Origin of the sequence: Pseudonocardia sp. N23, assembly GCF_002583555.1 — a bacterium.
Classification (GTDB): Bacteria; Actinomycetota; Actinomycetes; order Mycobacteriales; family Pseudonocardiaceae; genus Pseudonocardia.
This window is the reverse complement of the sequence record NZ_BEGX01000057.1, coordinates 23,057-48,139: the sequence shown is the minus strand read 5'-3', so window position 1 is coordinate 48,139 and position 25,083 is coordinate 23,057. Positions and strand designations below refer to the sequence as shown.

Sequence of the window (25,083 nt, the reverse complement as noted above, 5' to 3'; positions counted from 1 at the left end):
GTGCGGGGTCGGATCAGACGAGCGGGATGTCGACGACACCGCTGTGGTGGTCGACCGTGGTGTCGTGGCTGTCCTCGGTGTGCGTGTGCTGGTCGATGCTGTGGTCGTCGGTCAGCGTGGCGTCGTTGTGCGAGAACAGGTCGTTGTTCGAGTCGGTGACGTTGTGCGCGTCGGTCGTGCTGTGGTTGTCGACCGTGCTCGTGTTGTGGCCCGAGTCGGTGTGCGTGCTCGCGTCGGTGTGGTTGTTGCTGTTCGTCTGGCTGGCGTTGCCGCCGTCGTTCGCCACCGAGCCGGAGCCGAAGTTGGTCAGGGCATCGTGGCTGTCGGTGTGGTCGCCGCCGGTGCCGGAGCCGATGACACCGCCGTCGGAGGCCGTCGCGCCGTGGTTGTTGGTCGCGGAGCCGCCGGCGCCGAAGTTGACCGCGCTGTCGGTGTTGCCCTCGGCGACCGAGTTGCCGGTGCCGGCGACAGCACCGTCGCCGGTGGCGATGTTGCCGTTGTTGGCGCCGCCGACCGCGGCGGAGTGGTCACCGGTGGCGTTGACGTTGGTGACGTCGACCGGCGCGAAGACGTGGCCGCCGTGCGAGGCGTCGATGTCCTGGTGGACCGAGTTGTCGATGTTGGTCTCGCGGGCGTCGACCGACACGTAGTTGTTGGTGATGTAGTTGTTCAGGTACTTGACGGCGGCCTCGTGGGGCGACTCGTGGCCGTGGTGCACGGGCGGGGGCGGGGGCAGGTGGCTGCCGTGGTCGTGCCCGCCCTTCCAGTTGTGCGACTCGTCGTCGTTGGCCAGCGCGATGGCGTCGTGGATGTCGTCGGCGCTCAGGTCCGAGAGCCCGCAGCTCTGGAGGTAGGCGGCCGGGTCCGCCTGGAACGCGGCCTGCTCGGCCGGGTCGTTCAGCAGGCTCATCAGGAAGTCGAGAAGCGAGGTGCTCATCGGGTTCTCCGTCGGTCTCGTGTGTGGGTGGTGTGTCGTTCGTGGTGTTCGGGTGTCGCGACCGGTCCGTGTGGGCCGGTGTTCGAGACGAAACGTTAGGAGTGGGCAGGGGACCGGGGATCGGGGAACAGCCACAGTTCGCGCGGAACGGATCAGCCCGATCCGGGTGGCCGGCGAATGGGGGAGTGGGGTACGCGGCGACGCATTGTCGAAATGGGGGCGACGGGGCCTTCCATGACGCGAAGGTATCCGCTAATGAGGATCTGACCTGCGGATTTGTTCCTGATGTGCAGTAGGTGAGCATGCCGCACATTGTCGGTACGAGGACTCCTTTGCGTTCGGCGACGAATGTTTGCGACGACTTTACGAAAGCACTCGCGCGTCTTGATGCGGGCTCCGCCGATATCCGATTTGCGCATTACACGCTGTTGTCGCCCCATGATTCGGATCGGGGGGTGCGACAACTCCGGTTCGCCCGATTCCGGCCGGTGCGAACGGGATGGGCGCACGTATTCGGACGTTCGGGCCCATGAGCAGCGGATTGCGAATGCTTGACCCGCACCCCCGCCGGTCGATCGCGGTGGTGGTGGGACTCACGGACGCCGCGGGCCGCGGGCGATTAGCGTTGCGCGGACACGGCACGCCCGTCCGGCGAACTCGGACGACGGGGACGCCGACGGCGAAAGGGACAGGCATGGGCACCGGCGGGCGCGTCACCGTCGTCGGGATCGGTGCCGACGGCTGGTCCGGCCTCACTCCCGGGGCCCGCGAGGCAGTGGAGGCCGCCGACGTCGTCCTCGGCAGCCCCCGCCAGCTCGACCTGCTCCCCGAATCCCTCACCGCGACCCCCCGGGCGTGGCCCAGTCCCCTCGTCGCGGCTCTCCCCGGCCTGTTCGCCGAGCTCGCCGACCGGTCCGTGTGCGCCCTCGCCAGCGGTGATCCGATGTTCTTCGGCATCGGCGCCACCCTGGCCCGGGTGCTGGGGCCCGACCGGCTGCGCGTCGTCCCGGCGCCGTCGTCGGTGGCGCTGGCGTGTGCGCGGCTGGGCTGGCCGGCCGAGGACGTCGACGTCGTGAGCGTCGTGGGCCGCCCGCTGGCCCGGATCCGCCGGGCGCTGGCCCCGGGCCGCCGACTCATCGTGCTGTCCGCGGGCGCGGAGTCGCCCGCCGAGATCGCCGCACTCCTCGACGGCGACGGCTGGGGCCCCAGCGCACTCGCGCTGCTCGAACAGCTCGGCGGGCCGCGGGAGCGGGTCCTCGCCGGCCACGCGTCGGACTGGCCCCACCCGCCCGGGGACGCCCTCAACCTCGTCGCCGTCTCGTGCGAGGCCGCCCCCGGCGCGCGTGTCCTCGGTGAGACCGCCGGGCTTCCCGACGACGTCTACGACCACGACGGCCAGCTCACCAAACGCGAGGTCCGCGCCGTGACCCTCGCGCTGCTCGGTCCCCGGGCGGGCGAGCTGCTGTGGGACGTCGGCGCCGGGGCCGGCAGCATCGCGATCGAGTGGATGCGTGCCCACCCGTCGTGCCGCGCCGTCGCGGTCGAGTCCCACCTCGACCGGGTCGCCGCGATCTCCCACAACGCCGACGCCCTCGGCGTGCCGGGGCTACGGGTCGTGTCCGGGCGGGCTCCCGGGGCGCTGACCGACCTCCCCACCCCCGACGCCGTGTTCATCGGCGGCGGCGTCACCGGCGACGGCGTGCTCGACACCTGCCTCGCCGCCCTGAGACCCGGCGGCAGGCTCGTGGCCAACACCGTCACCGTCGAGGCCGAGGGTGTGCTCGCGGCCGCCCACGCCCGCCTCGGCGGCACCCTGACCCGGCTGTCGGTCGCCCGTGCGGGCGCGGTCGGCGGCTTCACCGGCTGGCGTCCCGCCATGCCGGTGACGATCTGGAGCGTGACCCCATGAGCGTGAACCCGTGAGCGTGAACCTGTGAGCGTGAACCCGTGAGCGTGAACCCGTGACCGTCCACTTCATCGGCGCGGGCCCCGGTGCCCCCGACCTGCTGACCCTGCGCGGGCGCGACCTGATCGCCGCCTCCCCGGTGTGCGTCTACGCGGGCAGTCTCGTGCCGCCGGAGATGCTGGAGTTCTGCCCACCCGGGGCGCGGCTCGTCGACAGCGCGCTGATGACACTCGACGACATCGTCGACGAGATGGTCCGCGCGCACACCCACGGCCTCGACGTCGCCCGTCTCGCGTCCGGCGACCCGTCGGTGTTCTCCGCGATGGCCGAGCAGATGCGCCGTCTCGACACCCTCGACATCCCCTACGACGTGTGCCCCGGGGTGCCCGCCTACGCCGCTGCGGCCGCGGCACTGCGCCGCGAGCTGACGGTGCCGACGGTCGCCCAGACCGTGACCCTGACCCGCATCGCCGCCCGCGCCACCCCGATGCCCGAGGGGGAGGGCATCGGCGAGCTGACCCGGGCGGCCGGCACGGTCGTGGCTCATCTCGCGGTGCACCGCATCGAGGAGGTCGTGAAGGAGCTGCTCGACGTGCACGGCCCCGACTGCCCCGCGGCCGTCGTCGCCCACGCCGGCCGCGAGCACCAGATCGTGCTGCGCGGGCGTCTCGACGGCATCGCCGCCGCGGTGCGGGAGGCGGGCATCGAGCGGACCGCCGTCGTCATCGTCGGGCCGGCCCTGGCCGCGGAGCACTTCCCCGACTCCCACCTCTACTCCGACGCGCGGTGCCGATCCTGAGCACGCTGCTCGTCCTCGGCGGGACCGGAGAGGCCCGCCGGGTGGCGGGCGCGCTCGTCACGACGCCCGGGCTGCGGGTGGTGTCGTCGCTCGCGGGCCGGGTGAAGGCTCCGTCGCTGCCGCCGGGCGAGGTCCGCATCGGCGGGTTCGGCGGCACCGCCGGGCTCGCGCAGTGGTTGCGCGACAACAGGGTCGACGCCGTCGTCGACGCCACGCACCCGTTCGCGGCGCGGATCACGGCGCACGCGGTGCGCGCGTGTGCGACCACGGCGACGCCGCTGCTGGTGCTGAGCCGTCCCGGCTGGACGGCGGGGCCGGGCGACCTGTGGCACTGGGTGCGCACCCCGACCGAGGCGGCGGAACTGCTGCCCGACCTGGGCCGCCGGGTGTTCCTCACCACGGGCCGCCAGGACCTCGCGGCGTTCGCCGACCTCGACCTGTGGTTCCTGGTCCGCGCGGTCGACCCGCCGGAGCCGCCGGTGCCCCGCCACGCCGAGGTGCTGCTGGCCCGTGGCCCGTTCACCGTCGACGGCGAACGCGATCTGCTGGAGCAGCACCGCATCGACGTCCTCGTCACCAAGGACAGCGGCGGGATCATGACGGCGGCGAAACTGATGGCCGCCCGCGACGCCCGGATCCCCGTCGTCGTGCAGCGCCGCCCGCCGCTGCCCACGGGGCCCGGAGTGGAGCTCGTCGCGACGGTCGAGGACACGGTGGCGTGGGTGCGTGACCGCCTGGAGGTCTGACGGATGGTTGTGCTGGGCACAACGACCTGATCATCGACTTCCTGCAGCGCCGCGAGGAGCTGTGGACCGAGGGCTGGCTGCAGGCCGGCGCACCCGAGCGCGCCAGGAGCGCCGTCGGGCAGCTGCTCGCGGTGTTCGACCTCGGTCGCTCCGGTGCGGTAGCGCCGTCCCGGAAGGACCGTCGACGCACCGCGCGAGCGGCTCAGGCGCCGTAGTGGCGTGGGGTGAAGACGGTCGTCCCGGCACCGCGCGCCACGACCCGGGTGGCCGACGACCCGATGATCACCAGGGTCCGCATGTCGACGTCGGTGGGGTCGAGCTCGGCGAGCGTCGTCACGACGATCCGTTGCCCCGCACCGCCGACGTCACGCCCGAGTACGACGGGGGTGTCGCCGTCGCGGTGCTCCAGCAGCACGTCACGGGCCGCGCCCAGCTGCCACGGACGGGCGTTCGAGCGCGGGTTGTAGATCGCGATGACCAGGTCGGCCCGCGCCGCCGCGACGAGGCGCTCGGTGACGACCTCCCACGGCTTGAGCCTGTCCGACAAGGAGATCAGCGCGTGGTCGTGGCCCAGCGGAGCCCCGACGGCCGCCGCGACGGCCTGCGCGGCCGACATCCCCGGCAGCACCCGCACGGGCACGTCGGAGTACGTGGGCTCGCTCGCGACCTCGAGCACCGCGGTGGCCATCGCGAACACGCCCGGGTCCCCGGCGGACACGACGACGACGCGCCGGCCCGCAGCGGCCAGGTCGAGCGCCAGCGCCGCACGGTCGGCCTCGACGCGGTTGTCGGAGGCGTGCCGGGTCTGGCGTGGGTTGGGCGCGACCCGGTCGAGGTAGGGGCCGTAGCCGACGAGGTCGTCGGCCTCGGCGAGCGCAGCCGCGGTCTGCGGGGTCAGCCAGTCGCGCCCCGCGGGTCCCGTCCCGACGACGACGACCTCGCCGGGGCCCACGGGCGCGACGGCACGGTGGGGCGCGGGGGAGGCGGCGTCCGGGACGTCGGGCGGGACGCTGGAGGCGACCCGGCCCGGGACGATCGCGATCGAGAAGTACGGCACGTCGGTGGCGTCGACGTCGGCCAGCGGTGCGGTGCGCTCGCCGTCGGTGGTCGCGCGCTCGACGTAGTACGCGTCGTCGAGGCGTCCCGCGTCGGCCAGCGCGCCGCGGACGTTGTCGAAGGTCCGGCCCAGCTTCATCACCGCGGCCGAGTCGGTCGCGGCGAGCCGGCGGGCGAGCTCGGCGCGCGGCAGGGTGCCGGGCAGGACGGTCAGTACCTCGTCTCGCTCCACGAGCGGGCGGCCCAGGGCCGCCGACGCCGCGCTCACCGATGTCACGCCCGGCACCACGACGGCCCGGAACCGTGGGGTCAGCCGCTTGTGCATGTGCATGTAGGAGCCGTAGAACAGCGGGTCGCCCTCGGCGAGCAGCACGACGTCACGGCCCGCCGCCAGATGCGTCGCGAGCCGGGCGGCGGCCTCGGCGTAGAACTCGTCGATGGCGCCCTGGTAGCCGCCGGGATGGTCGGTGGTCTCCGTCGTGACGGGGTAGACCAGCGCCTCCTCGACCTGCTCGTCGCGCAGGTACGGCTCGGCGATGCGGCGCGCGATCGACCGGCCGTGCCGTGCCGCGTGGTAGGCGACGACGTCGGCGGCCCCGATCAGCCGCGCGGCCTTGACCGTCACCAGCTCCGGGTCGCCCGGCCCGACGCCCACCCCGTAGAGGGTCCCGCTCACGTTCACTCCTGCTCGCTCGCCAGCGCGTTGAGCGCCGCCGCGGTGATGGCCGATCCGCCCCGGCGCCCGTGCACCACGACGTGTTCGAGGTCGGTCCGGGCGGCCAGGGCCTGCTTCGACTCGGCGGCACCGATGAACCCGACCGGGATGCCCAGGACCGCCGCGGGGCGCGGCGCGCCCGCATCGATCATGTCGAGCAGGTGGAACAGCGCCGTCGGGGCGTTCCCGATGGCGACGACCGCGCCGTCGAGGTGCGGCCGCCACAGCTCCAGCGCCGCTGCCGACCGGGTGTTGCCCAGCTCCGCGGCCAGCGCGGGGACGCGCTCGTCGCGCAGCGTGCAGATCACGTCGTTGTCGCGGGGCAGCCGGGCCCGGGTGACGCCCGCGGCGACCATCATGGCGTCGCACAGGATCGGCGCCCCGGCCCGCAGGGCCTCCCGGGCCGCCGTCACCGCCCCGGCGGACGCGGCGATGTCGTCGACGAGATCGACCTGCCCGCACGCGTGGATCATGCGCACTGCGACGTAGGCGACGTCGTCGGGCAGCTGCGAGAGATCGGCCTCGGCACGGATCGTCGCGAACGACTGCCGGTAGATCTCGGCACCGTCGCGGATGTACGTGCTGGTCATGCGGTCCTTCCGGAACTGCCCTGTGAGTGGCGACCGTCGCCACCCACGACGTCGGTGGTCTCGTAGCTGCCGCCCGCCCGCGCCACGACCGCGCGGTGCGGGCCGTGCGGGGCGCCGCAGCGCCGCTCGCAGCCGACGACGTGGGTCCGGCTCCCTGCGGTGACGGTCAGCGTCCGGGCGTGGGAACGGACGTCGGCCAGCGACTTCGCGCACCCGGGCGACCCTGCGCACGCGCTGACCTTCGCGACGGGCGAGCCGGCGTCGACGGCGAACCCCGCCGCGGCGAGGGCGCGGCGCTCCGCGGCGCCGCCGCGCGGCAGCACGAGCGTCCGCCACGGCGTGACGAGCACCTCCGGCGAGAGCCGCGCGAGCAGCCGCAGGTCGTCGGCGGCGAGCTCACCGAGCACGGGAGCGACGACGAGCGCGGCACGACCGTCGTCGCGCAGTACCTGCCCGACCTCCGGAACCGTCCGGACGGCGCCGTCGTGCCACTCGGTGGCGCCACTGTGCTGTTCGTTGCCGAAGACGCTCGCGGCGATCCGCCCCGGGGCGTCGAGAACCTCTGCCGTGCGCCACGCCGCCCCGCTCATCCCGGCGAACGCCTCCGCTGCCGCGACCAGGACGTCGACCACGCCGGTCAGTGGGACGGCGCCGATCGGCGTGCCCGCCACCAGCAACGTGCCCGACGTCGCCGTCCGGGCCCGCCAGCAGAGGTCGGGGGCCTGGGCGGCGACGTCGCCGCGGCCGTCGTCGATCGCGAAGAGGAACCGGCCGGACAGCCCGGCGAGGGTGGGGGAGGCGCACAGTGCGGCGTCGAGCCGGGCGGCGACGCCCCGGACGTCGGCGAGCCCGCCGGCGATCCCCGACAGGGGCGAGGCGAGGACGTTGCGCACCCGCTCGTGCGTCGAGGACGGCACGAGGCCGGCCGCGACCAGCATCGACAGTGCGTCGGGGTCGTCGCGGCGCAGACCGCGCAGCTGCAGGTTGCCCCGCGAGGTCAGGTGCGCAGCACCGTCTCCGTGGTGGCGCGCGCAGTCGGCGACGGCCCGCGCCGCCGCCCTGGTGAGCACCCCGCCGGGCAGCCGGATACGGGCGAGTGCACCGTCGGCCGCGTCGTGCGGGGCGAGGACGCCGGGGCAGGCATCGGCGCGCACGCGCGGGGGCTGGACGACGGGCGGGGACACGGCCGTCACTGTAAACACCGCATTGCGGGCGTGGCGGGAGCCGATCGTCACTCCCGGGCCGCTCGGCTTGACGTGTGGACGGGCCGTTGCGGACAGTGAGGTGGCACGCACGAGGAAATCTCACGAACAACTTCATGGCGGGCGGGAGCGAGGAAGCCGGTGTGATTCCGGCGCGGTCCCGCCACTGTCACCGGGGAGCGGACCCCACCGACGGCCACGGGCGCGAGCCCGGAAGGCCGGGGCGAGCGCCGATCCGGGAGCCAGGACACTCACCTGCCCGCCGACCCACCCCACCCGGGACGAGGATCCCGAGGAAGGCCCGGCCATGCGCCCCCTGACGCCGTTCCGGCACACCGCTACGCGGTGCGGCCGATGATCCTGCTGCTCTCGACGTCGGACACCGATCTGCTGTCCGCCCGCGCCGGCGGCGCGCCGTTCCGGCTCGCGAACCCCGCCCGCACCCTCACCGACGAGCTCCCGGCGCTGCTCGACGGCGCCGACGTCGTCGTCGTGCGCATCCTGGGTGGTCGTCGGTACTGGGAGGACGGCCTCGACGCGGTGCTCGCGTCGGGCCGACCGGTCGTCGCGCTCGGCGGGGAGATGGCGCCGGACGCGGAGATGATGGAGCTGTCGACGGTGCCGGCGGGCGTCGCGGCGCAGGCCCACGCCTACCTCGCCCAGGGCGGCACCGAGAACCTCGCCCAGCTCGCGGCGTTCCTGTCCGACACCGTGCTGCTCACCGGCGAGGGCTTCGACCCGCCCGCCGACCTGCCCGCCTGGGGCGTCCTGGAACGCGACGCGCCCGCGGACCTCGACGGGCCGACCGTCGCCGTCCTCTACTACCGCGCCCAGCAGCTCGCCGGGAACACCGGCTACGTCGAGGCGCTGTGCACCGCGATCGAGGACGCCGGGGCCAGGGCGCTGCCGGTGTACTGCGCGTCGCTGCGCCAGGCCCCGCCCGAGCTGCTGACGACGTTGCGTGCCGCCGACGCCATGGTCGTCACCGTGCTCGCCGCGGGCGGGACCAAGCCCGCGTCCGCGCAGGCCGGTGGCGACGACGAGGCCTGGGACGTCGCCGAGCTCGCCGCGCTCGACGTGCCGATCCTGCAGGGCCTCTGCCTCACGAGCAGCCGTGCGACGTGGGCGTCCTCAGACGACGGGATGACCCCGCTCGACGTGGCCACCCAGGTGGCCGTCCCCGAGTTCGACGGCCGGCTGATCACGGTGCCGTTCTCGTTCAAGGAGATCGACGCCGACGGCCTGTCGGTGTACGTGGCCGACCCCGAGCGGGCGGCCCGTGTCGCCGGGATCGCCGTGCGGCACGCGATGCTGCGCCGGATCCCCAACGCGGACAAGCGGATCGTCGTGATGCTCTCGGCGTACCCGACCAAGCACGCCCGGATCGGCAACGCCGTCGGGCTCGACACCCCGGCCTCGACGGTCGCGCTGCTGCGCGCCATGGCCGAGGCCGGCTACGACGTCGGGGAGCTCCCCGGTGTCGCCGAGCAGGACGGCGACGCGCTGATCCACGCGCTCATCGCGGCGGGCGGGCAGGACCCGGACTGGCTCACCGAGGAGCAGCTCGCGGGCAACCCGGTCCGCATCTCCGCGGCCCGCTACCGCTCCTGGTTCGAGCGGCTGCCCGTCGAGCTGACCGATGGCGTCGAGAAGCACTGGGGCCCGGCGCCCGGGGAGCACTACGTCGACCGCTCCGCCGACCCCGACGGCGAGATCGTCGTCGCCGCGCTGCGGGCGGGCAACGTCGTGCTGATGGTGCAGCCGCCGCGCGGCTTCGGCGAGAACCCCGTCGCGATCTACCACGACCCGGACCTGCCGCCCTCGCACCATTACCTGGGCGCCTACCGGTGGCTCGCCGCCCCGCGCGAGGAGGACGGCTTCGGTGCCCACGCGATCGTGCACGTCGGCAAGCACGGGAACCTGGAGTGGCTGCCCGGCAAGACCCTGGGCATGTCGGCGTCCTGCGGCACCGACGCGGCGCTGGGCGACCTGCCACTGGTCTATCCGTTCCTGGTCAACGACCCGGGCGAGGGAACCCAGGCCAAGCGCCGCGCGCACGCCACGCTGGTCGACCACCTGATCCCGCCGATGGCCCGCGCCGAGACCTACGGCGACATCTCGCGGCTGGAGCAGCTGCTCGACGAGCACGCCAACATCTCCGCGCTCGACCCGGCGAAGCTGCCCGCGATCCGCCAGCAGATCTGGACGCTGATGCAGGCCGCGAAGCTCGACCACGACCTGGGACTGGAGGAGCGCCCGGAGGAGGACCGGTTCGACGACTTCCTGCTCCACGTCGACGGCTGGCTGTGCGAGATCAAGGACGTCCAGATCCGCGACGGCCTGCACGTCCTCGGCGCGGCGCCGTCCGGTCCACAGAGGGTCGACCTCGTGCTCGCCATGCTGCGGGCCCGGCAGATGTGGGGCGGCGAGCAGAACGTCCCGGGTCTGCGCGAGGCCCTGGGTCTGGTCGAGGACGGCTCGGAGACGAAGGCGCGCACCGACGCGGTGGAAGCGACGGCACACGCACTCGTCGCGGGGATGGAGGCCGCCGGCTGGGACCCGTCCGCGGCCGACTCCGTGATCGCCGTGTCCTCGCCCGCCGACCCGGTCGCGGTCGGGGACGTGCTCCGCTTCGCCGCCACCGAGGTCGTACCGCGCCTCGACGGCACCCGCCACGAGATCGACCGCATCCTCCACGCCCTCGCCGGCGGCTTCATCCCGGCCGGGCCGTCGGGCTCGCCGCTGCGCGGTCTGGTCAACGTGCTCCCGACCGGCCGCAACTTCTACTCCGTCGACCCGAAGGCCGTACCCTCCCGGCTGGCCTGGGAGACCGGGCAGGCGATGGCCGAGTCGCTCGTGGAGCGCTACCGCCGCGACCACGGCGACTGGCCGCGCTCGGTCGGTCTCTCGGTGTGGGGCACGAGCGCGATGCGCACCTCCGGCGACGACGTCGCCGAGGTGTTCGCGCTGCTCGGCGTGCGCCCGGTGTGGGACGAGATGTCGCGGCGAGTGGTGCGGCTGGAGGCGATCGACCTCGACGAGCTGGGCCGCCCGCGCATCGACGTCACCGTCCGCATCTCGGGGTTCTTCCGCGACGCGTTCCCGCACGTCCTGGCCCTGCTCGACGACGCCGTCGCCCTCGTCGCGGGCCTCGAGGAGCCCGCCGACCAGAACTTCGTCCGCGCCCACGTCCAGGCCGACCGCGACCGGCACGGCGACGAGCGCCGCGCCCGCACCCGCGTCTTCGGCTCGAAGCCCGGCACCTACGGGGCGGGGCTGCTGCAGCTCGTCGAGTCCAGGGACTGGCGCGGCGACGCCGACCTCGCCGAGGTCTACACGACGTGGGGCGGCTACGCCTACGGCCGTGGCCTCGACGGCGTCCCCGCCCGCGACGACATGGAGAACGCCTACCGGCGCATCGCCGTCGCAGCCAAGAACACCGACACCCGCGAGCACGACATCGCCGACTCCGACGACTACTACCAGTACCACGGCGGCATGGTCGCGACGGTCCGCGCGCTGACCGGCACCGCGCCCGAGGCCTACATCGGGGACTCGACCCGGCCCGAGTCCGTCCGCACCAGGACGCTGTCGGAGGAGACTGCGCGGGTGTTCCGGGCTCGGGTGGTGAACCCCCGGTGGATCGCCGCGATGCGCCGCCACGGCTACAAGGGCGCCTTCGAGATGGCCGCGACCGTCGACTACCTGTTCGGCTACGACGCCACGACCGGCGTCGTCGCCGACTGGATGTACGAGAAGCTGACGGCCGAGTACGTCCTCGACCCGGACAACCGGGCCTTCCTGACCGAGTCGAACCCGTGGGCGCTGCACGGCATGGCCGAACGGCTCCTCGAAGCCGTCGACCGCGGCCTGTGGGAGGCCCCCGACCCGTCGACGCTCGCCGCGCTGCGCACCGCATACCTCGAGTCCGAGGGCGACCTGGAAGCCGAGTGACCCGTGAGTGGCGATGGTCGCTCCGGCGAGCATGGCCACTCACGGCCCCGGATCAGGGTGTCGAGGCGGGCGGTTCGGCGAGGAGGCCGGCGAGCGCGGCGTCGGCGACGGCGCGCAGCCGGTCACGTCCGGGGCGGCTCCTGGCCAGGACGTTCATGCCCTGGACGACGGCCACCAGCAGGTCGGCGGACCCGGGACCGGCACCGGGGCGGAGCTCGCCGGCCGCGGCGGCCCGGGTCAGGGCGGACTCGAAGGCCGCGCGCAGGTTCGCGAGGTGCAGGCCGACCATGCCGGTGAGCTCGGGGTCCCGTTCCGCGAACTCGACGAGCGAGTTGGTGATCAGGCAGCCCCAGCGCCGGTCACCGTCGACCATGGCGTCGATCAGGTGGTCGAGGTAGTCGCGCAGGCCCTGCGCGCCGCTCGCGGGTGCGGTGATGCGCCGGACCGCCTCGGCCGACACCGTCTCGGTGTAGCGGCGCAGGGCTGCGGTGAACAGGTCACGCTTGGGGCCGAACGCGGCGTAGGCGCTGCCCGGCTGGACGCGCATCGCCTCGCAGAGGGTCTGCATCGACGACGCCTCGAACCCGTTCTCCCAGAACGTCCGCAGCGCGGCGTCCAGCGCGTCGTCGACGTCGAACTGCCGGGTCCTTCCCACGGCTCCGATGCTAGTACGGCCATTCTTCCTCTCAGATGGATCCAGGGCTGTGCTGCCTGGGATTCTGTACCTATATTTGGTCGGTCATTCATCAAAGGAGGCTGGATGCGGATCGCTGTGACGGGCACCGGCGGGGTTGGTGGCTACTTCGGGGCCCGGCTCGCGAAGGGCGGCCACGACGAACAGGGGGCGAGGCAGATCGAGCCGCTGGTCGGCGAGGACACGGCCGTCGCCCGCGCCGCCGCGCTCGGGACGGACGTGCCTGCGAACCGCGCGGTCGCCGACATCCTCCCGCGTCACGCCGCCGGCGCCCCCGCGTGACCGCCGACCCCATCCCCGCGGTCGCCGAGGCGGACGCGGTCGGCGAGACGGCGGAGATCTTCGAGGACCTGCGGACGACGCTCGGCCTGCCGTTCGTGAACCTGATCTGGCGGCACCTGGCCACGGTGCCGGGAGCGTTGCCCGCGGTCTGGGACACCGTCAAGCCCCTCTACGGCACCGAGGTGCTGCGCGAGCGCGTCGCCGCGATCCGGGAGGAGGCTCGGGCGGCGCAGCTCGACGGGCTGCCCGGACACGTCTGGGACGCGCTCGGTGTCGGGCCCGACACCCGGCGGGGGGTCGCCGAGGTGATCGACGACTACAACCACGCGAACTCGGTGAACTTCCTTGTCATGACGACCGTCGCTGCCGTTCTGCACGGCGCGGCCGCGGGCCCGGCGGCCCCGGGCCGGCCTGCGCCGGCTGCGCCCTGGCCGTCGCCGCCACGCACCGGCGCGCCGCCCCTGCCGTCGATGAGCGCGCTGACCCCCGACCTGCAGGCACTCGTCCGGGCCGCCGACGAGCTCGGACGCCTCGGCCCGGGCGTCGCGCACGCGAGCCTGTACCGCCACCTGACCCTGTGGCCACCGTTCCTGGCGACGGCCTACGTCGCGCTGCTGCCGTCGCACAGGGAGGGTGTCCTGCAGGCGACCCAGCGCCGGCTCCTCGAGCGCGCCCGGCGGGTGGCTGTCGACGACCTCCTGCCGCTGCTCGACGCGGAGCGGCTCGACATCGGGGGAGCGGCTCGCCGCACGGCCCAGGAGTCGGTCGACGAGTTCGCGACGCTCATGATCGGCCGGATGGTCGTGACCGGGACGGCGATGCGGGGACTGCTCGGCTGAGTGCCGTCTCGGCCGCCTCGGCGATCGCCAGCAGCCGGAGATCGGCGAACGGGTGGCCGACGAGCTGGAGCCCGACCGGCAGCCCGCCCGGTGTCGCTCCCGCAGGCAGCGACACCACCGGGTGCCCGCTCTGGTTGAACGGCGAGGTGTGGCGGGCCATCAGCGCGACGCGGGGATCGGCGTCGGCGTCGGCGACGCGCATCGGCGGCACCGGCATCGTCGGCATCGCGAGGGCGTCGACGCCGACGAGGGCCGCGGTGATCGCGTCGACGACGAGCCGGCGCGCCCGCAGCGCGCGGACGTAGTCCTGCGCGAGCACCGAGCCGCCCGCGAGGAGCCGGTCGCGCAGCCCGGGGGAGTACAGCTCGGGGGTCGCCCGCAGGTGCTCCGCGTGCACGACGTGGGCCTCGACGAACATGGCGACGGCCTGCAGCGGCATCAGCGCCCCGATGTCGCAGACCACCGGCCTGACCTGCGCACCCGCGTCCGTCAGACGCGCCACCGCTGCCCGGCACACCCTCTCGACGTCGTCGTCCAGGCCGGTCCAGAAGTACTCCTGCGGCACCCCGACGACGACGTCGTCCAGGTCGGTGACCGGATCGGCCGCGACGAGCGGCCGCGGATCGGAGTGCGGGTCGTCCCGGTCGTGGCCGGCCAGGACGTCGAGCAGCAGGCGGGCATCGGCGACCGAGGTGCACAGCGGACCGACGTGGTCGACGTGGGACATGCTCGTCGGGACCACCCCGCGCAGCGACACCACACCGTGCGTCGGCTTGAACCCGACGACCCCGCAGCAGCTCGCGGGCATCCGGACCGACCCGGCGGCGTCGGTGCCGAGCGAGGCGAACCCGATGCCCAGCGCGACCGCCGCCGCCGACCCGCCGCTCGACCCGCCCGCGACGTACTCCGGGGCGCGCGGGTTGCGGACCGTGCCGGTGTACGGGTTGACCGACGTCGAGCCGAACGCCATCTCGTGCAGGTTCGTCGTCCCGACGATCACCGCACCCGCGTTCCGCAGCCGGGTCACGACGGCGGCGTCGGTCGTGGCCACCCGGCCGGCGAACACCGGCGAGCCGCAGGTGGTCGGGACGCCGGCGACGTGGATGTTGTTCTTGACCGTGACGGGGACGCCGTGCAGCGGACCCCGCGCCGCGCAGCGGTCGGCCCGTGCGGCCTCGGCGCGGGCGGACTCGGCCAGGACGTGGACGAACACGCCGTGGTCGGCGTGCCGTTCAGCCCGCTCCAGCGCCTCGTCGGTCAGCGCGAGCGCGGTGGTCTCGCCCGCATCGAGCGCCGCCCGCGTTCCGGCAATGGATCCGCTGGTCAGGGGTCGTGAGGGCCGATGGTCGCCAGAGAGGCCATCGCCGCTGGCAGGGGTGAAGGTGAGGGCCCCGGGAACGTCGGCCAGCGGGAGGGCCCGCAACCGGTCGGCCAACGCGCGCAGCCGCGCGACCTCGTCCGCGCTCACGCCGCCGCGGCCGGGGTGAACTCGCCGATGACGTCGGCGATCGTGTGCGTCGTCATCGTGGCGTCGCCGAACTCGGGGCGTCCGACGAGGAAGTCGAGGAACCCGATCGTCGTCCCCACGCCCTCCACGGTGAAGCGGCGCAACGCCGCACGGGCCCGGGCGATCGCCTCGTCGCGCGTCGGGGCGTGGACGATCAGCTTGGCCAGCAACGAGTCGTAGTACACGGGCACCGAGTAGCCGGGGACGCAATGGGTGTCGATGCGGATGTTCGGCCCACCCGGCGGCTCCCACACCGTGATCCGCCCGGCCGACGGCCGGAAGTCCTCGCCCGGCACCTCGGCGGTGACGCGGCACTCGACGGCGTGCCCGCGGTGCACGACGTCGTCCTGGCCGAACGTGAGCGGCTCGCCCGCGGCGACGCGGAGCTGCTGCTGGACGAGGTCGATCCCGGTGACCAGCTCGGTGACGGGGTGCTCGACCTGGATGCGGGTGTTCATCTCCAGGAAGAAGAACTCGCCGGTGTCGCGGTCGAGTACGAACTCGACGGTCCCGGCGCTCTCGTAGCCGAGCCGCCGTGCGAGCCGGACCGCGGCGGCGTGCAGGGCGTCGCGGACCTGCGGCGCCAGCCCGGGCGCGGGTGCCTCCTCGACGACCTTCTGGTTGCGACGCTGCAGCGAGCAGTCCCGCTCCCCGAGATGCACGACGTGCCCGTGGCGGTCGCCGAGCACCTGCACCTCGACGTGGCGGGCGTTGCGCACGAAGCGTTCGACGTAGAGCGTCGGGTCGCCGAACGCGGCGGCGGCCTCCGCGGCGGCGGTCGTGAGGACGGTCGGGAGCTCGGCGGCGTCGGTGACGACCTTCATCCCACGCCCGCCCCCGCCCGCGGACGCCTTGACGATCACCGGCAGCCCGACCTCCCGGGCGACGGCCTGCGCCGCCTCCGGCGTCCGGACCTGCTCGGAGCCCGGCAGGATCGGGACCCCCGCCTCCCGGGCGAGCCGGCGGGCGGAGATCTTGTCGCCCATGGCCTGCAGGTGCTCCGCGGTCGGACCGACGAATGTCAGGCCGTGCTCGGTGCACGCGCGGGCGAGGGCGGCGGACTCGGAGAGGAACCCGTAGCCGGGGTGCACGGCGTCGCACCCCGTGGCGGTCGCGGCCGTGACCACACGGGCGACGTCGAGGTAGCTCTGCGGTGCCCGCGCCGGCCCGATGCAGACGGCGCGGTCGGCGAGCCGGGTGCCGAGGGAGTCGCGGTCGGCCTCGGAGACGGCGAGGACCGTCTCGATGCCCAGCTCCTGGCACGCGTGCACGATGCGGACGGCGATCTCGCCCCTGTTGGCGACCAGCACCCGCCGGAGCCCGTGGCTCACGGCTGCGAGACCCGCATCAGCACCGCCCCGAACTCGACGAAGTCGGTGTCGGACACACAGATCTCGGCGACCGTGCCCCGCACCCCGGCCGCGACCGAGTGGAAGGTCTTCATGACCTCGACGAGCGCGACCGTCGTCGTCTCCTCGACCAGGTCGCCGACCGCGACGAACGGAGGCTTCCCGGGCTCGGGCCGGGCGTAGAAGATGCCCATCGTCGGTGCGGTGATCTCGACGCCCCCGGCGGCGGCCGTGGCGACAGGATCCGTGGCGGCGACATCGGCCGCGGCGACCGGCGTGGCAGGTGTGACCGCCTGCGCCGCAACGGGTGCGACCGCGGCGACAGGCGCCACCGGAGGGGGTGGGGGAGCGCCGCCGGCGGCGGGCGGCTCGCCCGTCCCGATCGTGATCCGCAGGTCTCCCAGCTCGACCCGCAGGAAGTCGAACCCCGACCGGTCCAGGCTCTCGACGAGCCGGGTCACCTGGTCGACGTCCTCGTCGGTGAGCCCACGCGGCTCGGTCATGATGCGGTCTCCTTCCGGGAGCGCAGCTCCATCGACGTCGCACCCCGGCTGAGCTGCACGTACCGGACCCGCGACGTCTCCCCGAGCCGGTCGATCAACGTGCGCAGCGGTAGGCCGCCGGAGTGATAGGTGCGGGGCGGGCCCGCTGCGCGCATGGCGTCGATCTCCGCGGTGCCCTGCATGATCGCCCGCAGGATCAGCTCCTCGTCGGAGATGCCGGGGGCGCCGATCGACTCCCGGACGTCGTCGAGGGTGACCCCGACGGGCGGGCGAGCCGCGGCGTCGGCGAGCTCGGCGGCGCGGGGCAGGGCCAGGAACCGGTCGCGCAGGTCGGGATCCATCCAGGTGTACCCGGAGTCCTCCCCGTAGGCGCCCTGGGCGAAGCGGACGAGCTCGTCGATGACGACGTCGTAGCGCCGCCCGGAGGCGACGTTGATCGCCGCCTGCGTCGCGACGTACTGCGAGTACGGCGTGATCATGATCGGGTACCCGAGCTCCTCGCGGATGCGCACGCACTCCTCGAGGACGTCGGTGAGCCGGTCGCCGAGGCCGATCCCGGCGAGCTGGTGGCGCAGGTTGGAGATGACGCCGCCCGGGATCTGGTGGCGGTAGTGGTTGGCGTCGTGGGCCGGCGGGCGGCCCAGCGGCATGCCGTCGCGGCGGGCGAACTCCTCCAGCCGCGACGACACCGACGCGAGCAGCTCCTCGTCCACGGTCGGGGTGAAGCCCAGGACACGGGAGTTGCGCGCGGTGGTGAGCACCGACGGCTGGGCGGAACCGTCGGCCAACGGCGGGACCCCGCAGTGCAGCGTCCGCACCCCGAGCGCCAACGCCTCCAGGTAGACGAGCGGAGCGAGCCCGGTGGTGCAGTGCGAGTGCAGCTCGACGGGGATGTCCCCGGCCTCGGCCATGACGACGGGCAGCAGCGTCCGGATGCGGTCAACGGTGAGCAGCCCACCGGCGTCCTTGATGTAGATGACATCGGGCCTGAACCGGGCGCAGCGCCGGGTGGTCTCGGCGAAGTGCTCGTCGGTGTGCCGCGGCGAGATCGTGTAGCAGACGGCCAGCGCAACGGTCAGGCCCAGCTCGCGGGCCCGCGGGACGGCGGTGGGGAACTGGCGGATGGTCTGGTCGGCGGTGTTGGCCATGAGCTGCGCCCGGTTCATCACCCCGATCTCGGCGAGCTTCTCCGCGAACAGCTCCCCGAGCACCGGCGCGGTGGGGGTGCCGAACCCGTTGAGGTTGCCGCCGACGCCGCCCATGCACGTCGTCGGGGTGCGGGTGATGGTGCGGGCGAGCATCCGCATCGTGTCCCACGGGTCCTCGCGCAGGTCGCGGACCATCTTCTTGAAGAAGATCGCGTTGGCGGGCAGCTCGATGTGGGAGAACCCGGCCCGGTCGAGGTCGCCTGCGAGGGCCTCCATCATCCCGTAGCGGATCCCCATGGCCCACAAGGACTGCGAACCGTCGCGGAACGTCGTGTCGAGGAACGAGACCCTGTTGTCGACGCCGTTGCTCACCAGGCCTCCTGCATGACGCCGACGTGCTCGGCGACGGTCACGGACATGTCGGTCAGGGCCAGCACCTCGTCGACGGTGAACCCGGCCGCGACCTCGTCGAGCCGGAACCCGTCGCCGTCGCGGGTGAGCAGCGCCAGGTCGGTGACGATCGCGTCGACACACCCCACCGCGGTCACCGGATAGCTGCAGTGCTGCACCAGCTTCGGTCGCCCCCCGCTGTCGGAGTGCTCGAGCGTCACGATCACCCGCTTCGCCCCGACGGCCAGGTCCATGGCGCCGCCGATGCCGCCGCCGATCCGCCCCGGGACGGCCCAGTTCGCCAGGTCGCCGCTGCCCCCGACCTGGTAGGCACCCAGCACGACGGCGTCGAGACGCCCGGAGCGGGCGATCTCGAACGACGTGACGCTGTCGAAGAACGACGCCCCCGGCAGCAGAGTGACGAAGTTCCCGCCGGCGTCGTGCATGTCGGGGTCGCGCGGCCCGTCGGTGACGAACCCGCCGTGGCCCAGCACCCCGTTCTCGCCGTGCAGGGTGACACCGCGCCCGGCGAGGTGGTCGGCGGCGAGGTTCGGCAGGCCCGCGCCGAGGTTCACCAGGCTGCCGGGGGCGATCAGGGCGGCGAGGCGGCGGCCGATGCCGGCCCGGGTCATCCCCGGCTTGTCGTGGTAGAGCCGGCCGCTCCCGGCGGGCCGGGCGGCGCGCCGGGGCAGGTCGTTCACGTCGATCGTCACGGTGGTCTGCACGACGCGCGCGACGAACACGCCGGGCAGGTCGATCTCGTCGGGGGCGAGCTCACCGACCTCGACGATCTCGTCGACCTCGACGATCGCGCAGTGGGCGGCCTTGGCGAAGCTGTCGTTGAAGTTGCGGCTCGCGCCGCGGAACGCGACGTTGCCCATCCGGTCGGCGCGGTGCGCGCGCAGCAGCGCGTAGTCGGTGCGGATGCCGTGTTCGAGCAGGTGCGGTACGCCGTCGAAGTCGCGGACCTCCTTGCCGTCGCCGATCGCGGTGCCCGCCCCGGCGGGGGTGTAGAAGGCGGCGATGCCCGCGCCGCCGGCGCGCATCCGTTCGACGAGCGTCCCCTGCGGCACGAGCTCCAGCTCGATGTCGCCGGCCTCGATCCCGGCCTCGGCGGCGGTCACCGGCCCGGGCCGCGCGGAGAACGACGCCACCAGCCGCGACAGCTGCCCGTTCTCGGCGAGGCTCTGCGCGGTGGGGTGGCCGGGCTGCCCCAGCCCGTTGCAGTACACCGTGAGCCGCCGCGCGCCCTGGTCGCGCAACGCGGTGATCAGGCTCGACGGGAACCGGTGGGTCACCCCGAACCCTGCGATCGCGACGGACGAGCCGTCGGCGATGTCGGCCACCGCCGCCTGCGGCGACGGGTACACCTTGTCGGCTCCCGCGGCCCTGGCCGTGCCCGTCTCGTGAGACTGCGTCGTGCCCGTCGTCACTGTCGTCACTGTCGTCCTTCCTCGCACCGGTTCACGTCGCCATCCAGACCGAGCCCCAGAAGATCTCGCTGGACAGGTAACGCTGCACGCCCCGGACCTGCTGGTTCGTGAGCGCTGCCTTGTAGGCGCGGCTGAGCCAGACGACCGCCCGGTCGGCGTTCACCAGCTCCTGCACCCGCTGGTACGCGGCGACGCGCGTGGCCTGGTCGGTCGTGGCGGCGGCCTCGTCGAGGGCGGCGTCGACCTGCGGGTTGGCGTACCTGCCGTAGTTGTTGATCCCGCCCGAGTGGAACTGGTTGAACATGAACGGGTACGGGTTCTCGTACGGCCCGGCGATCCAGTGCACCATCTGGAACTGCCCGCCCTGCACGACGGTCGTGACCAGCGTCGCGAGGTCGTCGAACTTCAGCGTCACGTCGAGCCCGACGGCCATCCACTGCGCCTGCAGGAACGTCGCGAACTGGATGTTGCCGGGGGAGTTGGAGTCGGAGAACGTGAAGTCCGGGTCCCCGCCCGACGCCCTGTAGTCGGCGATGAGCTGCCGCGCCCGCTCCGGGTCGTAGGCCGGCCACTCCTGCGCCGCCTTCTCGCTGTAGTACTGGTCGCCCGCCGCGAACGCGGTGACCGCCTGGGCCATCGTGTTCTGGTACTGGGTGGCCGAGAGCGCCGTCGGGTCGATCGCGTGGATGATCGCCTCGCGCATCCGCGGGTCGTCGAAGGGCTTCCGGGTGACGTTGAAGTAGAGGTACTCGCCGTCGCCACCCGGCCCGAAGTAGACCCTGAGGTCCTTGTTCTGCGACGCTCGGAACACCTCGGAGTGGAACCCCGCGATGTCGAGGTCGATGTCGCCGTTGACCAGTGAGGCGTAGCGGGTCTCGGTGTCCGACAGCGGCCGGAACTCGATGCCGTCGAGATGGGGCAGGCCCGGCTGCCAGTAGTCGTCGTTGCGGACCACGGTCGCCTTGTTGTTCGGGATCCACTCGACGAACCTGAAAGGCCCCGCTCCGACGGGGTTGCGGCCGTAGTCGGCGCCGTACTTCACGACGGCGGTGGGGGACGCGATCGTCCCCAGGTTGCCCGAGCCGAAGGGGAGCGCGAAGACGACCGGGAACGACCCGACCGGCCGGTTGAGGTCGAACCTCACGGTGAGCGGGTCGACGGCGGTCATGCTCGCGATCGGCGTCGTGTAGAGGTGGCCGAGCGCGGTCGGCTTGTCCTGCTGGCGCTTCACGTTGAAGATCACCGCGTCGGCGTCGAGCGGGGTGCCGTCGTGGAACCGCACGTTCGGGCGGAGCGTCAGGACCCAGGTCCGGCCCTGGTCGGGGGTGTCCATCGACCGCGCGAGGAACGGCTGTGGCGTACCGGAGGCGTCCATCTTCATCAGCGAGTCGTAGATCGCGGAGGCGACCAGGTTGGAACCGACGGTCGGGTCGTAGGAGCGGGCCTCGGTGTAGGAGCCGACGACGAGCGTGCCGCCCGCGACCGGCGTTCCTTCCTGGGCGGGGTCACCGCCGTGGGGGTGCGAGGTGTCGAGGGTCGCTGCCGCACCCGCGCCACCGCCGCCACCGGAGGAGCCGCAGGCGGCGGCGACCAGTGCGAGGCCGATCGCTGCCGCGACGATCGCGACTCTTCGCGCGTGGGGTCGGGTCCGTTCCGGGTCGAGGCGCATCGCGACGCCCTCTCTGTGCCGCCGGGCGTCGTCGCCCGGACCGAGCCGGTGGAGCGGGAGGCAATCGTCGTCACGAGGACGACGAGCCGCCGAGGTGGCGACCGGTCATGCGGAGCATGTCGAGTGTGCCGAACGGTGTGGCGGAACGATGTTGACGGTCCTGTACCCAAGATTGTTAACAATCATGAGAACATAATCCGCACATCCGAGGTGGTCAAGGTCACGCACGCGACGGCGTCCGACCGGCCCAACACCGGTCGGACGTGCTCGCCCCGGACTCGCTACGTCGACGCACCCGCGGTGCGCCCCGCGATCCCCGTGCCGGCCAGTGCCAGCACCACCAGGCCCGCCACCAGCAACGGGAGCGCGACCGCAGGCGAGGCCGTCGTCGCCAGCAACGCGCCACCCACACCGACGAGCGTCGCCTGCGAGAGCTGGTCGGTGAGCTGCGCCGCAGCCGAGTCGAACCCGACGCGGCCCGCACCCGACTCCGCCGACCGGGCCAGCAGCAGGAACGACAACGAGGAGAACCCCAGCCCCATCCCGATCCCGGCGACCACCCAGAACGGCAGCGCCGCCCACGCGATGCCCCACGACGGCGCCACCACCAGCAGCCCCGCGATCCCCACCGCGACGAACGCGAACCCGACCCGAAGCAGCGCCGGTCGCGACAGGTCAGGGTGGCGGCCCTGCCACGCGGCCGCCGCCGACCACCCCAGCGCCCCCACGACCAGCGGGATGCCGGCGGTCGACAGCGACCAGCCGTGCGTGGACGTCAGCATGAGCGGCAGGTAGGCGTTGACCGTGAAGAACGCCCCCGACAGCAGCCCCCGTGAGGCCACGACGGCGGCGATCCCGCGCCGTGCCCGGAACGAGCCCGCCGGCAGCAACCGGCGCAGGGCCGGGACGAGCATCGCCAGCGCGACGACGGCCACGACGGCCGCCGGCGGGCCCGTCGGGTGCTGACCGGCCCAGCTCAGCGCCGCGACCGCGACCGCGGCGGCCAGCGCGGCGACGACGACCGAGCGGCCGTGGCCGCCGCTGGGGGTGGGACGCGCCGGCGGCAGGTCGCGGACCGCGGGCAGCACCAGCACCACCGCGACGACGACGAACGGCACGATCGCCAGGAACACCCAGTGCCACGAGAACCGCTCGGTCACGACCCCGGCGACCGGCGGCCCGACCAGTGCGGGCAGCACCCACGCCGACGACATCAAGGCGAACACCGCCGGCCGGGCGTGCTCGGTGTAGACCAGCGCGATCAGCACGTAGACCGCGACGGCCACCGCCCCCGCACCGAGTCCCTGGAGCACCCGCCCCACCAGTAGCTGTGCCATCGACCCGGCCGTCCCCGCAACCACCAGCCCGGCCCCGAACAGCATCGGCGAGGTGATCAACGCGGCCCCCGGCCCACGGGAGTCGCACCACCGCCCGCCGAGCACCGTCCCGACGACGCTCGCCGCCGTGAACGCCACGAACGGCCACGCGTACGACGACACCGAGCCCAGGTCGGCCACGACCGCAGGCATCGCCGTCCCGACCCCCATCGCCTCGAACGCGATCATGCTGATCAGCAGGATGATGCCGACCGTCGTCGCCCGCCGCCCCGGCCCGAACAGCTCGGGTCGCCCCGCGGCCTCGCCGGCCGTCCCGTGCGGCCGGGGTGGGGGCGCCGGCACGGGCTCGGCCGCCGTCGGAGATGTCGGGTCGTCCGTCGCGCTGCTCACGAACACGAGCGTGCGCCCTGAACCCCGGTCGAGGTCAACGGGGATTCCCCGGACGCGCCGGGTCCGACCCGGCAGGATGGGCCGCCGAGGGGGTGGCGATGAGCGTCGACGCACCGGAGCGGCCCCGGCCGTGGTGGCCCGGGGTGGGCGCGGCCGCGGCCGTCGTGCTCGTCGCGCTGCTCGCCACCGCGGGCCGCTACGGCTATCACCGCGACGAGCTGTACTTCCTGCGCGCCGGGCGTGAGCTCGCGTTCGGCTACGTCGACCAGCCGCCGCTCACGCCTCTGCTCGCCCGGGCGGCGACGAGCCTGTTCGGCGACTCGCTCGTCGGCCTCCGGGTGGCCTCCGCGGTCGCCGCGGCACTCGTCGTCGTCTGCGCCGGGCTGCTCGCCCGGGAGTTCGGCGGGGGCCGCGGCGCCCAGCTGCTGGCCGCTGCGGGGACCGGCGCGTCGTCTTTCCTGCTCGCCGTCGGTCATCTGCTGTCGACGACGACGTTCGACGTGCTGGCCTGGACCGTCGCGACGTGGCTCACGGTGCGCGCGCTGCGCGACGGGGGAGCCTTCTGGGTGCTCGTCGGCGTCGTCGTGGGGATCGGCCTGCAGAACAAGGTGATGCCCGCGTTCCTGGTGGGGGCGTTGCTGATCGGCATCCTCGTCGCCGGGCCCCGCGAGGTGCTGCGTACTCCGTGGCCCTGGCTCGCGGGGCTGGTCGCGCTGGCGATCTGGGCGCCGTTCCTGGTGTGGGAGGCCCGGCACGGCTGGCCGATGCTCGACCTCTCCTCGGCCATCGCGGGGGGCGGCTCCGGCACCAGCGCCTCGCGCTGGATCCTCCTGCCCTACCAGCTGGTGATCGTCAGTCCCCTCCTCGTGCCGGTGTGGGGGACCGGGCTGTGGCGGCTCGCCCGCGACCCCGCCCTGCGCACCTGGCGGGCGTTCGCCGTCGTCTACGTCGTGCTGCTCGCGTTCTTCGTCGCCACCGGCGGCAAGCCGTACTACCTGGTCGGGCTCTACCCGCTGCTCGTTGCCGCCGGGGCAGGGCCGGTCGTGGCGTGGGCGGCCCGCGGCGCCGCCCGGGTGCGGCGGTCGGTGCTCGTCGCGGGCGTGGCTCTCGCCGCCGCGGTGAGCGCGCTGCTGTTCCTGCCGCTCGTGCCTGCCACCGCGTTGCCGGGCTCGCCGATCGTCGCGGTCGACTACGACGCGGGGGAGCAGATCGGGTGGCCTGCCGTCGCGGCGACGATCGCCCGGGCCGCCGACACCCTGCCGCCCGCCGAACGCGCCACGACGGTGGTGCTCGCGGAGAACTACGGCGAGGCGGGCGCGATCGACCGCTACGGTCCAGCCCTCGGCCTGCCGCCGGTGTACAGCGGCCACAACAGCTACGCCGAGTGGGGGCCGCCGCCCGAGTCGGCGACGACGGCGATCGTCGTCGGCTATCGCCCGGAGGCGCTCGGCCGGTGGTGTGGGTCGGTGGAACCGTTGGCGCGCATCGACAACGGCATCGGCCTGGACAACGACGAGCAGGGCGCCCCGGTCGTCGCCTGTCGTGACCGGACGGCTCCCTGGGCACAGCTGTGGCCGGAGATCCGGCGCATCGGTTAGCTGTCCCGGGCGGCCCAACTCTGGATTTCGGGTGCCCGA

19 protein-coding genes and 1 riboswitch are annotated in these 25,083 nt (G+C 73.6%); of the genes, 7 read left to right on the top strand and 12 right to left on the bottom strand.

From position 1 onward, the window contains the following. Positions 1-13: 13 nt before the first annotated feature. Positions 14-937, bottom strand: a complete 924-nt coding sequence (locus tag TOK_RS32660) for an IniB N-terminal domain-containing protein (RefSeq protein WP_098958868.1) — start codon at positions 935-937, stop codon at positions 14-16. 694 nt (positions 938-1,631) lie between these two features. Here TOK_RS32660 and cbiE point away from each other — a divergent pair. From cbiE to TOK_RS17020, 3 genes are read left to right on the top strand one after another with little or no spacing between them, the layout of a single operon-like run. After that, positions 1,632-2,846, top strand: a complete 1,215-nt coding sequence (gene cbiE, locus TOK_RS17030; RefSeq protein WP_098958867.1) for a precorrin-6y C5,15-methyltransferase (decarboxylating) subunit CbiE — start codon at positions 1,632-1,634, stop codon at positions 2,844-2,846. A gap of 52 nt (positions 2,847-2,898) precedes the next feature. Next, positions 2,899-3,642 carry a precorrin-4 C(11)-methyltransferase gene (cobM, locus tag TOK_RS17025; protein WP_098958866.1) on the top strand — a complete coding sequence of 248 codons (744 nt, stop codon included), beginning with the start codon at positions 2,899-2,901 and terminating at the stop codon, positions 3,640-3,642. Beyond that, complete coding sequence (locus tag TOK_RS17020; RefSeq protein ID WP_253258452.1) at positions 3,639-4,388, top strand: cobalt-precorrin-6A reductase; 750 nt, start codon at positions 3,639-3,641, stop codon at positions 4,386-4,388. Before cobM ends, TOK_RS17020 begins: the two co-directional genes overlap by 4 nt. A gap of 202 nt (positions 4,389-4,590) precedes the next feature. On the opposite strand, the gene TOK_RS17015 is transcribed toward TOK_RS17020, so the two are convergent. Genes TOK_RS17015 through TOK_RS17005 form a run of 3 tightly spaced genes read right to left on the bottom strand, consistent with a single transcriptional unit; the run spans position 4,591 to position 7,933 of the window. Beyond that, positions 4,591-6,120 (bottom strand): precorrin-2 C(20)-methyltransferase, encoded by a 1,530-nt coding sequence (locus tag TOK_RS17015; RefSeq protein WP_098958865.1) that lies wholly within the window; start codon positions 6,118-6,120, stop codon positions 4,591-4,593. A gap of 2 nt (positions 6,121-6,122) precedes the next feature. Beyond that, positions 6,123-6,749: a precorrin-8X methylmutase gene (locus TOK_RS17010; protein ID WP_098958864.1), complete on the bottom strand. Its 627-nt coding sequence runs from the start codon at positions 6,747-6,749 to the stop codon at positions 6,123-6,125. Then, the gene (locus TOK_RS17005; RefSeq protein ID WP_098959044.1) at positions 6,746-7,933 is read right to left on the bottom strand and encodes a precorrin-3B synthase; all 1,188 of its coding nucleotides are present in this window, start codon (positions 7,931-7,933) and stop codon (positions 6,746-6,748) included. Before TOK_RS17005 ends, TOK_RS17010 begins: the two co-directional genes overlap by 4 nt. A gap of 149 nt (positions 7,934-8,082) precedes the next feature. Further along, positions 8,083-8,204, top strand: a riboswitch (cobalamin riboswitch). Between the two features lie 101 nt (positions 8,205-8,305). Here TOK_RS17005 and cobN point away from each other — a divergent pair. Continuing rightward, positions 8,306-11,905 (top strand): cobaltochelatase subunit CobN, encoded by a 3,600-nt coding sequence (gene cobN, locus TOK_RS17000; protein WP_098958863.1) that lies wholly within the window; start codon positions 8,306-8,308, stop codon positions 11,903-11,905. A 52-nt stretch (positions 11,906-11,957) separates the two neighbouring features. Here the strand turns inward: cobN and TOK_RS16995 are convergent, their stop codons facing one another. Further along, on the bottom strand, positions 11,958-12,560 hold the full coding sequence (locus tag TOK_RS16995; protein ID WP_098958862.1) for a TetR/AcrR family transcriptional regulator: 603 nt from the start codon (positions 12,558-12,560) through the stop codon (positions 11,958-11,960). A gap of 105 nt (positions 12,561-12,665) precedes the next feature. On the opposite strand from TOK_RS16995, the gene TOK_RS31755 reads away from it, so the two are divergent. Together TOK_RS31755 and TOK_RS16985 are read left to right on the top strand one after the other, a co-directional pair. Next, the gene (locus TOK_RS31755) at positions 12,666-12,881 is read left to right on the top strand and encodes a hypothetical protein (protein ID WP_141566427.1); all 216 of its coding nucleotides are present in this window, start codon (positions 12,666-12,668) and stop codon (positions 12,879-12,881) included. Continuing rightward, the gene (locus tag TOK_RS16985) at positions 12,878-13,720 is read left to right on the top strand and encodes a hypothetical protein (RefSeq protein WP_098958861.1); all 843 of its coding nucleotides are present in this window, start codon (positions 12,878-12,880) and stop codon (positions 13,718-13,720) included. Before TOK_RS31755 ends, TOK_RS16985 begins: the two co-directional genes overlap by 4 nt. Here the strand turns inward: TOK_RS16985 and TOK_RS16980 are convergent. The 7 genes from TOK_RS16980 to TOK_RS16950 form a co-directional block, all read right to left on the bottom strand. Continuing rightward, positions 13,665-15,188: an amidase gene (locus tag TOK_RS16980; protein ID WP_098958860.1), complete on the bottom strand. Its 1,524-nt coding sequence runs from the start codon at positions 15,186-15,188 to the stop codon at positions 13,665-13,667. The two genes, TOK_RS16985 and TOK_RS16980, sit on opposite strands and share 56 nt — an antisense overlap. Then, positions 15,185-16,558, bottom strand: a complete 1,374-nt coding sequence (locus TOK_RS16975) for an acetyl/propionyl/methylcrotonyl-CoA carboxylase subunit alpha (protein ID WP_098958859.1) — start codon at positions 16,556-16,558, stop codon at positions 15,185-15,187. The genes TOK_RS16980 and TOK_RS16975 overlap by 4 nt, the downstream gene beginning before the upstream one ends. Then, the gene (locus TOK_RS16970; RefSeq protein WP_098958858.1) at positions 16,555-17,079 is read right to left on the bottom strand and encodes a biotin/lipoyl-containing protein; all 525 of its coding nucleotides are present in this window, start codon (positions 17,077-17,079) and stop codon (positions 16,555-16,557) included. The genes TOK_RS16975 and TOK_RS16970 overlap by 4 nt, the downstream gene beginning before the upstream one ends. After that, a complete protein-coding gene (locus TOK_RS16965) occupies positions 17,076-18,599 on the bottom strand; it encodes a hypothetical protein (RefSeq protein ID WP_172457606.1) in 1,524 nt (507 codons plus the stop codon). The genes TOK_RS16970 and TOK_RS16965 overlap by 4 nt, the downstream gene beginning before the upstream one ends. Continuing rightward, the gene (locus tag TOK_RS16960; RefSeq protein WP_253258429.1) at positions 18,596-20,059 is read right to left on the bottom strand and encodes a 3-oxoacid CoA-transferase; all 1,464 of its coding nucleotides are present in this window, start codon (positions 20,057-20,059) and stop codon (positions 18,596-18,598) included. The genes TOK_RS16965 and TOK_RS16960 overlap by 4 nt, the downstream gene beginning before the upstream one ends. Positions 20,060-20,081: 22 nt before the next feature. After that, positions 20,082-21,719 carry an ABC transporter substrate-binding protein gene (locus TOK_RS16955; RefSeq protein WP_098958855.1) on the bottom strand — a complete coding sequence of 546 codons (1,638 nt, stop codon included), beginning with the start codon at positions 21,717-21,719 and terminating at the stop codon, positions 20,082-20,084. A gap of 281 nt (positions 21,720-22,000) precedes the next feature. After that, on the bottom strand, positions 22,001-23,446 hold the full coding sequence (locus TOK_RS16950) for an MFS transporter (protein WP_098959042.1): 1,446 nt from the start codon (positions 23,444-23,446) through the stop codon (positions 22,001-22,003). 98 nt (positions 23,447-23,544) lie between these two features. Between TOK_RS16950 and TOK_RS16945 the strand changes: the two genes are divergently transcribed. Then, positions 23,545-25,044, top strand: a complete 1,500-nt coding sequence (locus tag TOK_RS16945) for a glycosyltransferase family 39 protein (protein WP_098959040.1) — start codon at positions 23,545-23,547, stop codon at positions 25,042-25,044. Positions 25,045-25,083 lie beyond the last annotated feature (39 nt).

Excerpts from the sequence above, each read along its gene's own strand:
- TOK_RS32660 (WP_098958868.1), bottom strand. The coding sequence starts at position 937 with ATGAGCACCTCGCTTCTCGACTTCCTGATGAGCCTGCTGAACGACCCG.
- cbiE (WP_098958867.1), top strand. The coding sequence starts at position 1,632 with ATGGGCACCGGCGGGCGCGTCACCGTCGTCGGGATCGGTGCCGACGGC.
- TOK_RS17010 (WP_098958864.1), bottom strand. The coding sequence starts at position 6,749 with ATGACCAGCACGTACATCCGCGACGGTGCCGAGATCTACCGGCAGTCG.
- cobN (WP_098958863.1), top strand. The coding sequence starts at position 8,306 with ATGATCCTGCTGCTCTCGACGTCGGACACCGATCTGCTGTCCGCCCGC.
- TOK_RS31755 (WP_141566427.1), top strand. The coding sequence starts at position 12,666 with ATGCGGATCGCTGTGACGGGCACCGGCGGGGTTGGTGGCTACTTCGGG.
- TOK_RS16970 (WP_098958858.1), bottom strand. The coding sequence starts at position 17,079 with ATGACCGAGCCGCGTGGGCTCACCGACGAGGACGTCGACCAGGTGACC.
- TOK_RS16955 (WP_098958855.1), bottom strand. The coding sequence starts at position 21,719 with ATGCGCCTCGACCCGGAACGGACCCGACCCCACGCGCGAAGAGTCGCG.
- TOK_RS16945 (WP_098959040.1), top strand. The coding sequence starts at position 23,545 with ATGAGCGTCGACGCACCGGAGCGGCCCCGGCCGTGGTGGCCCGGGGTG.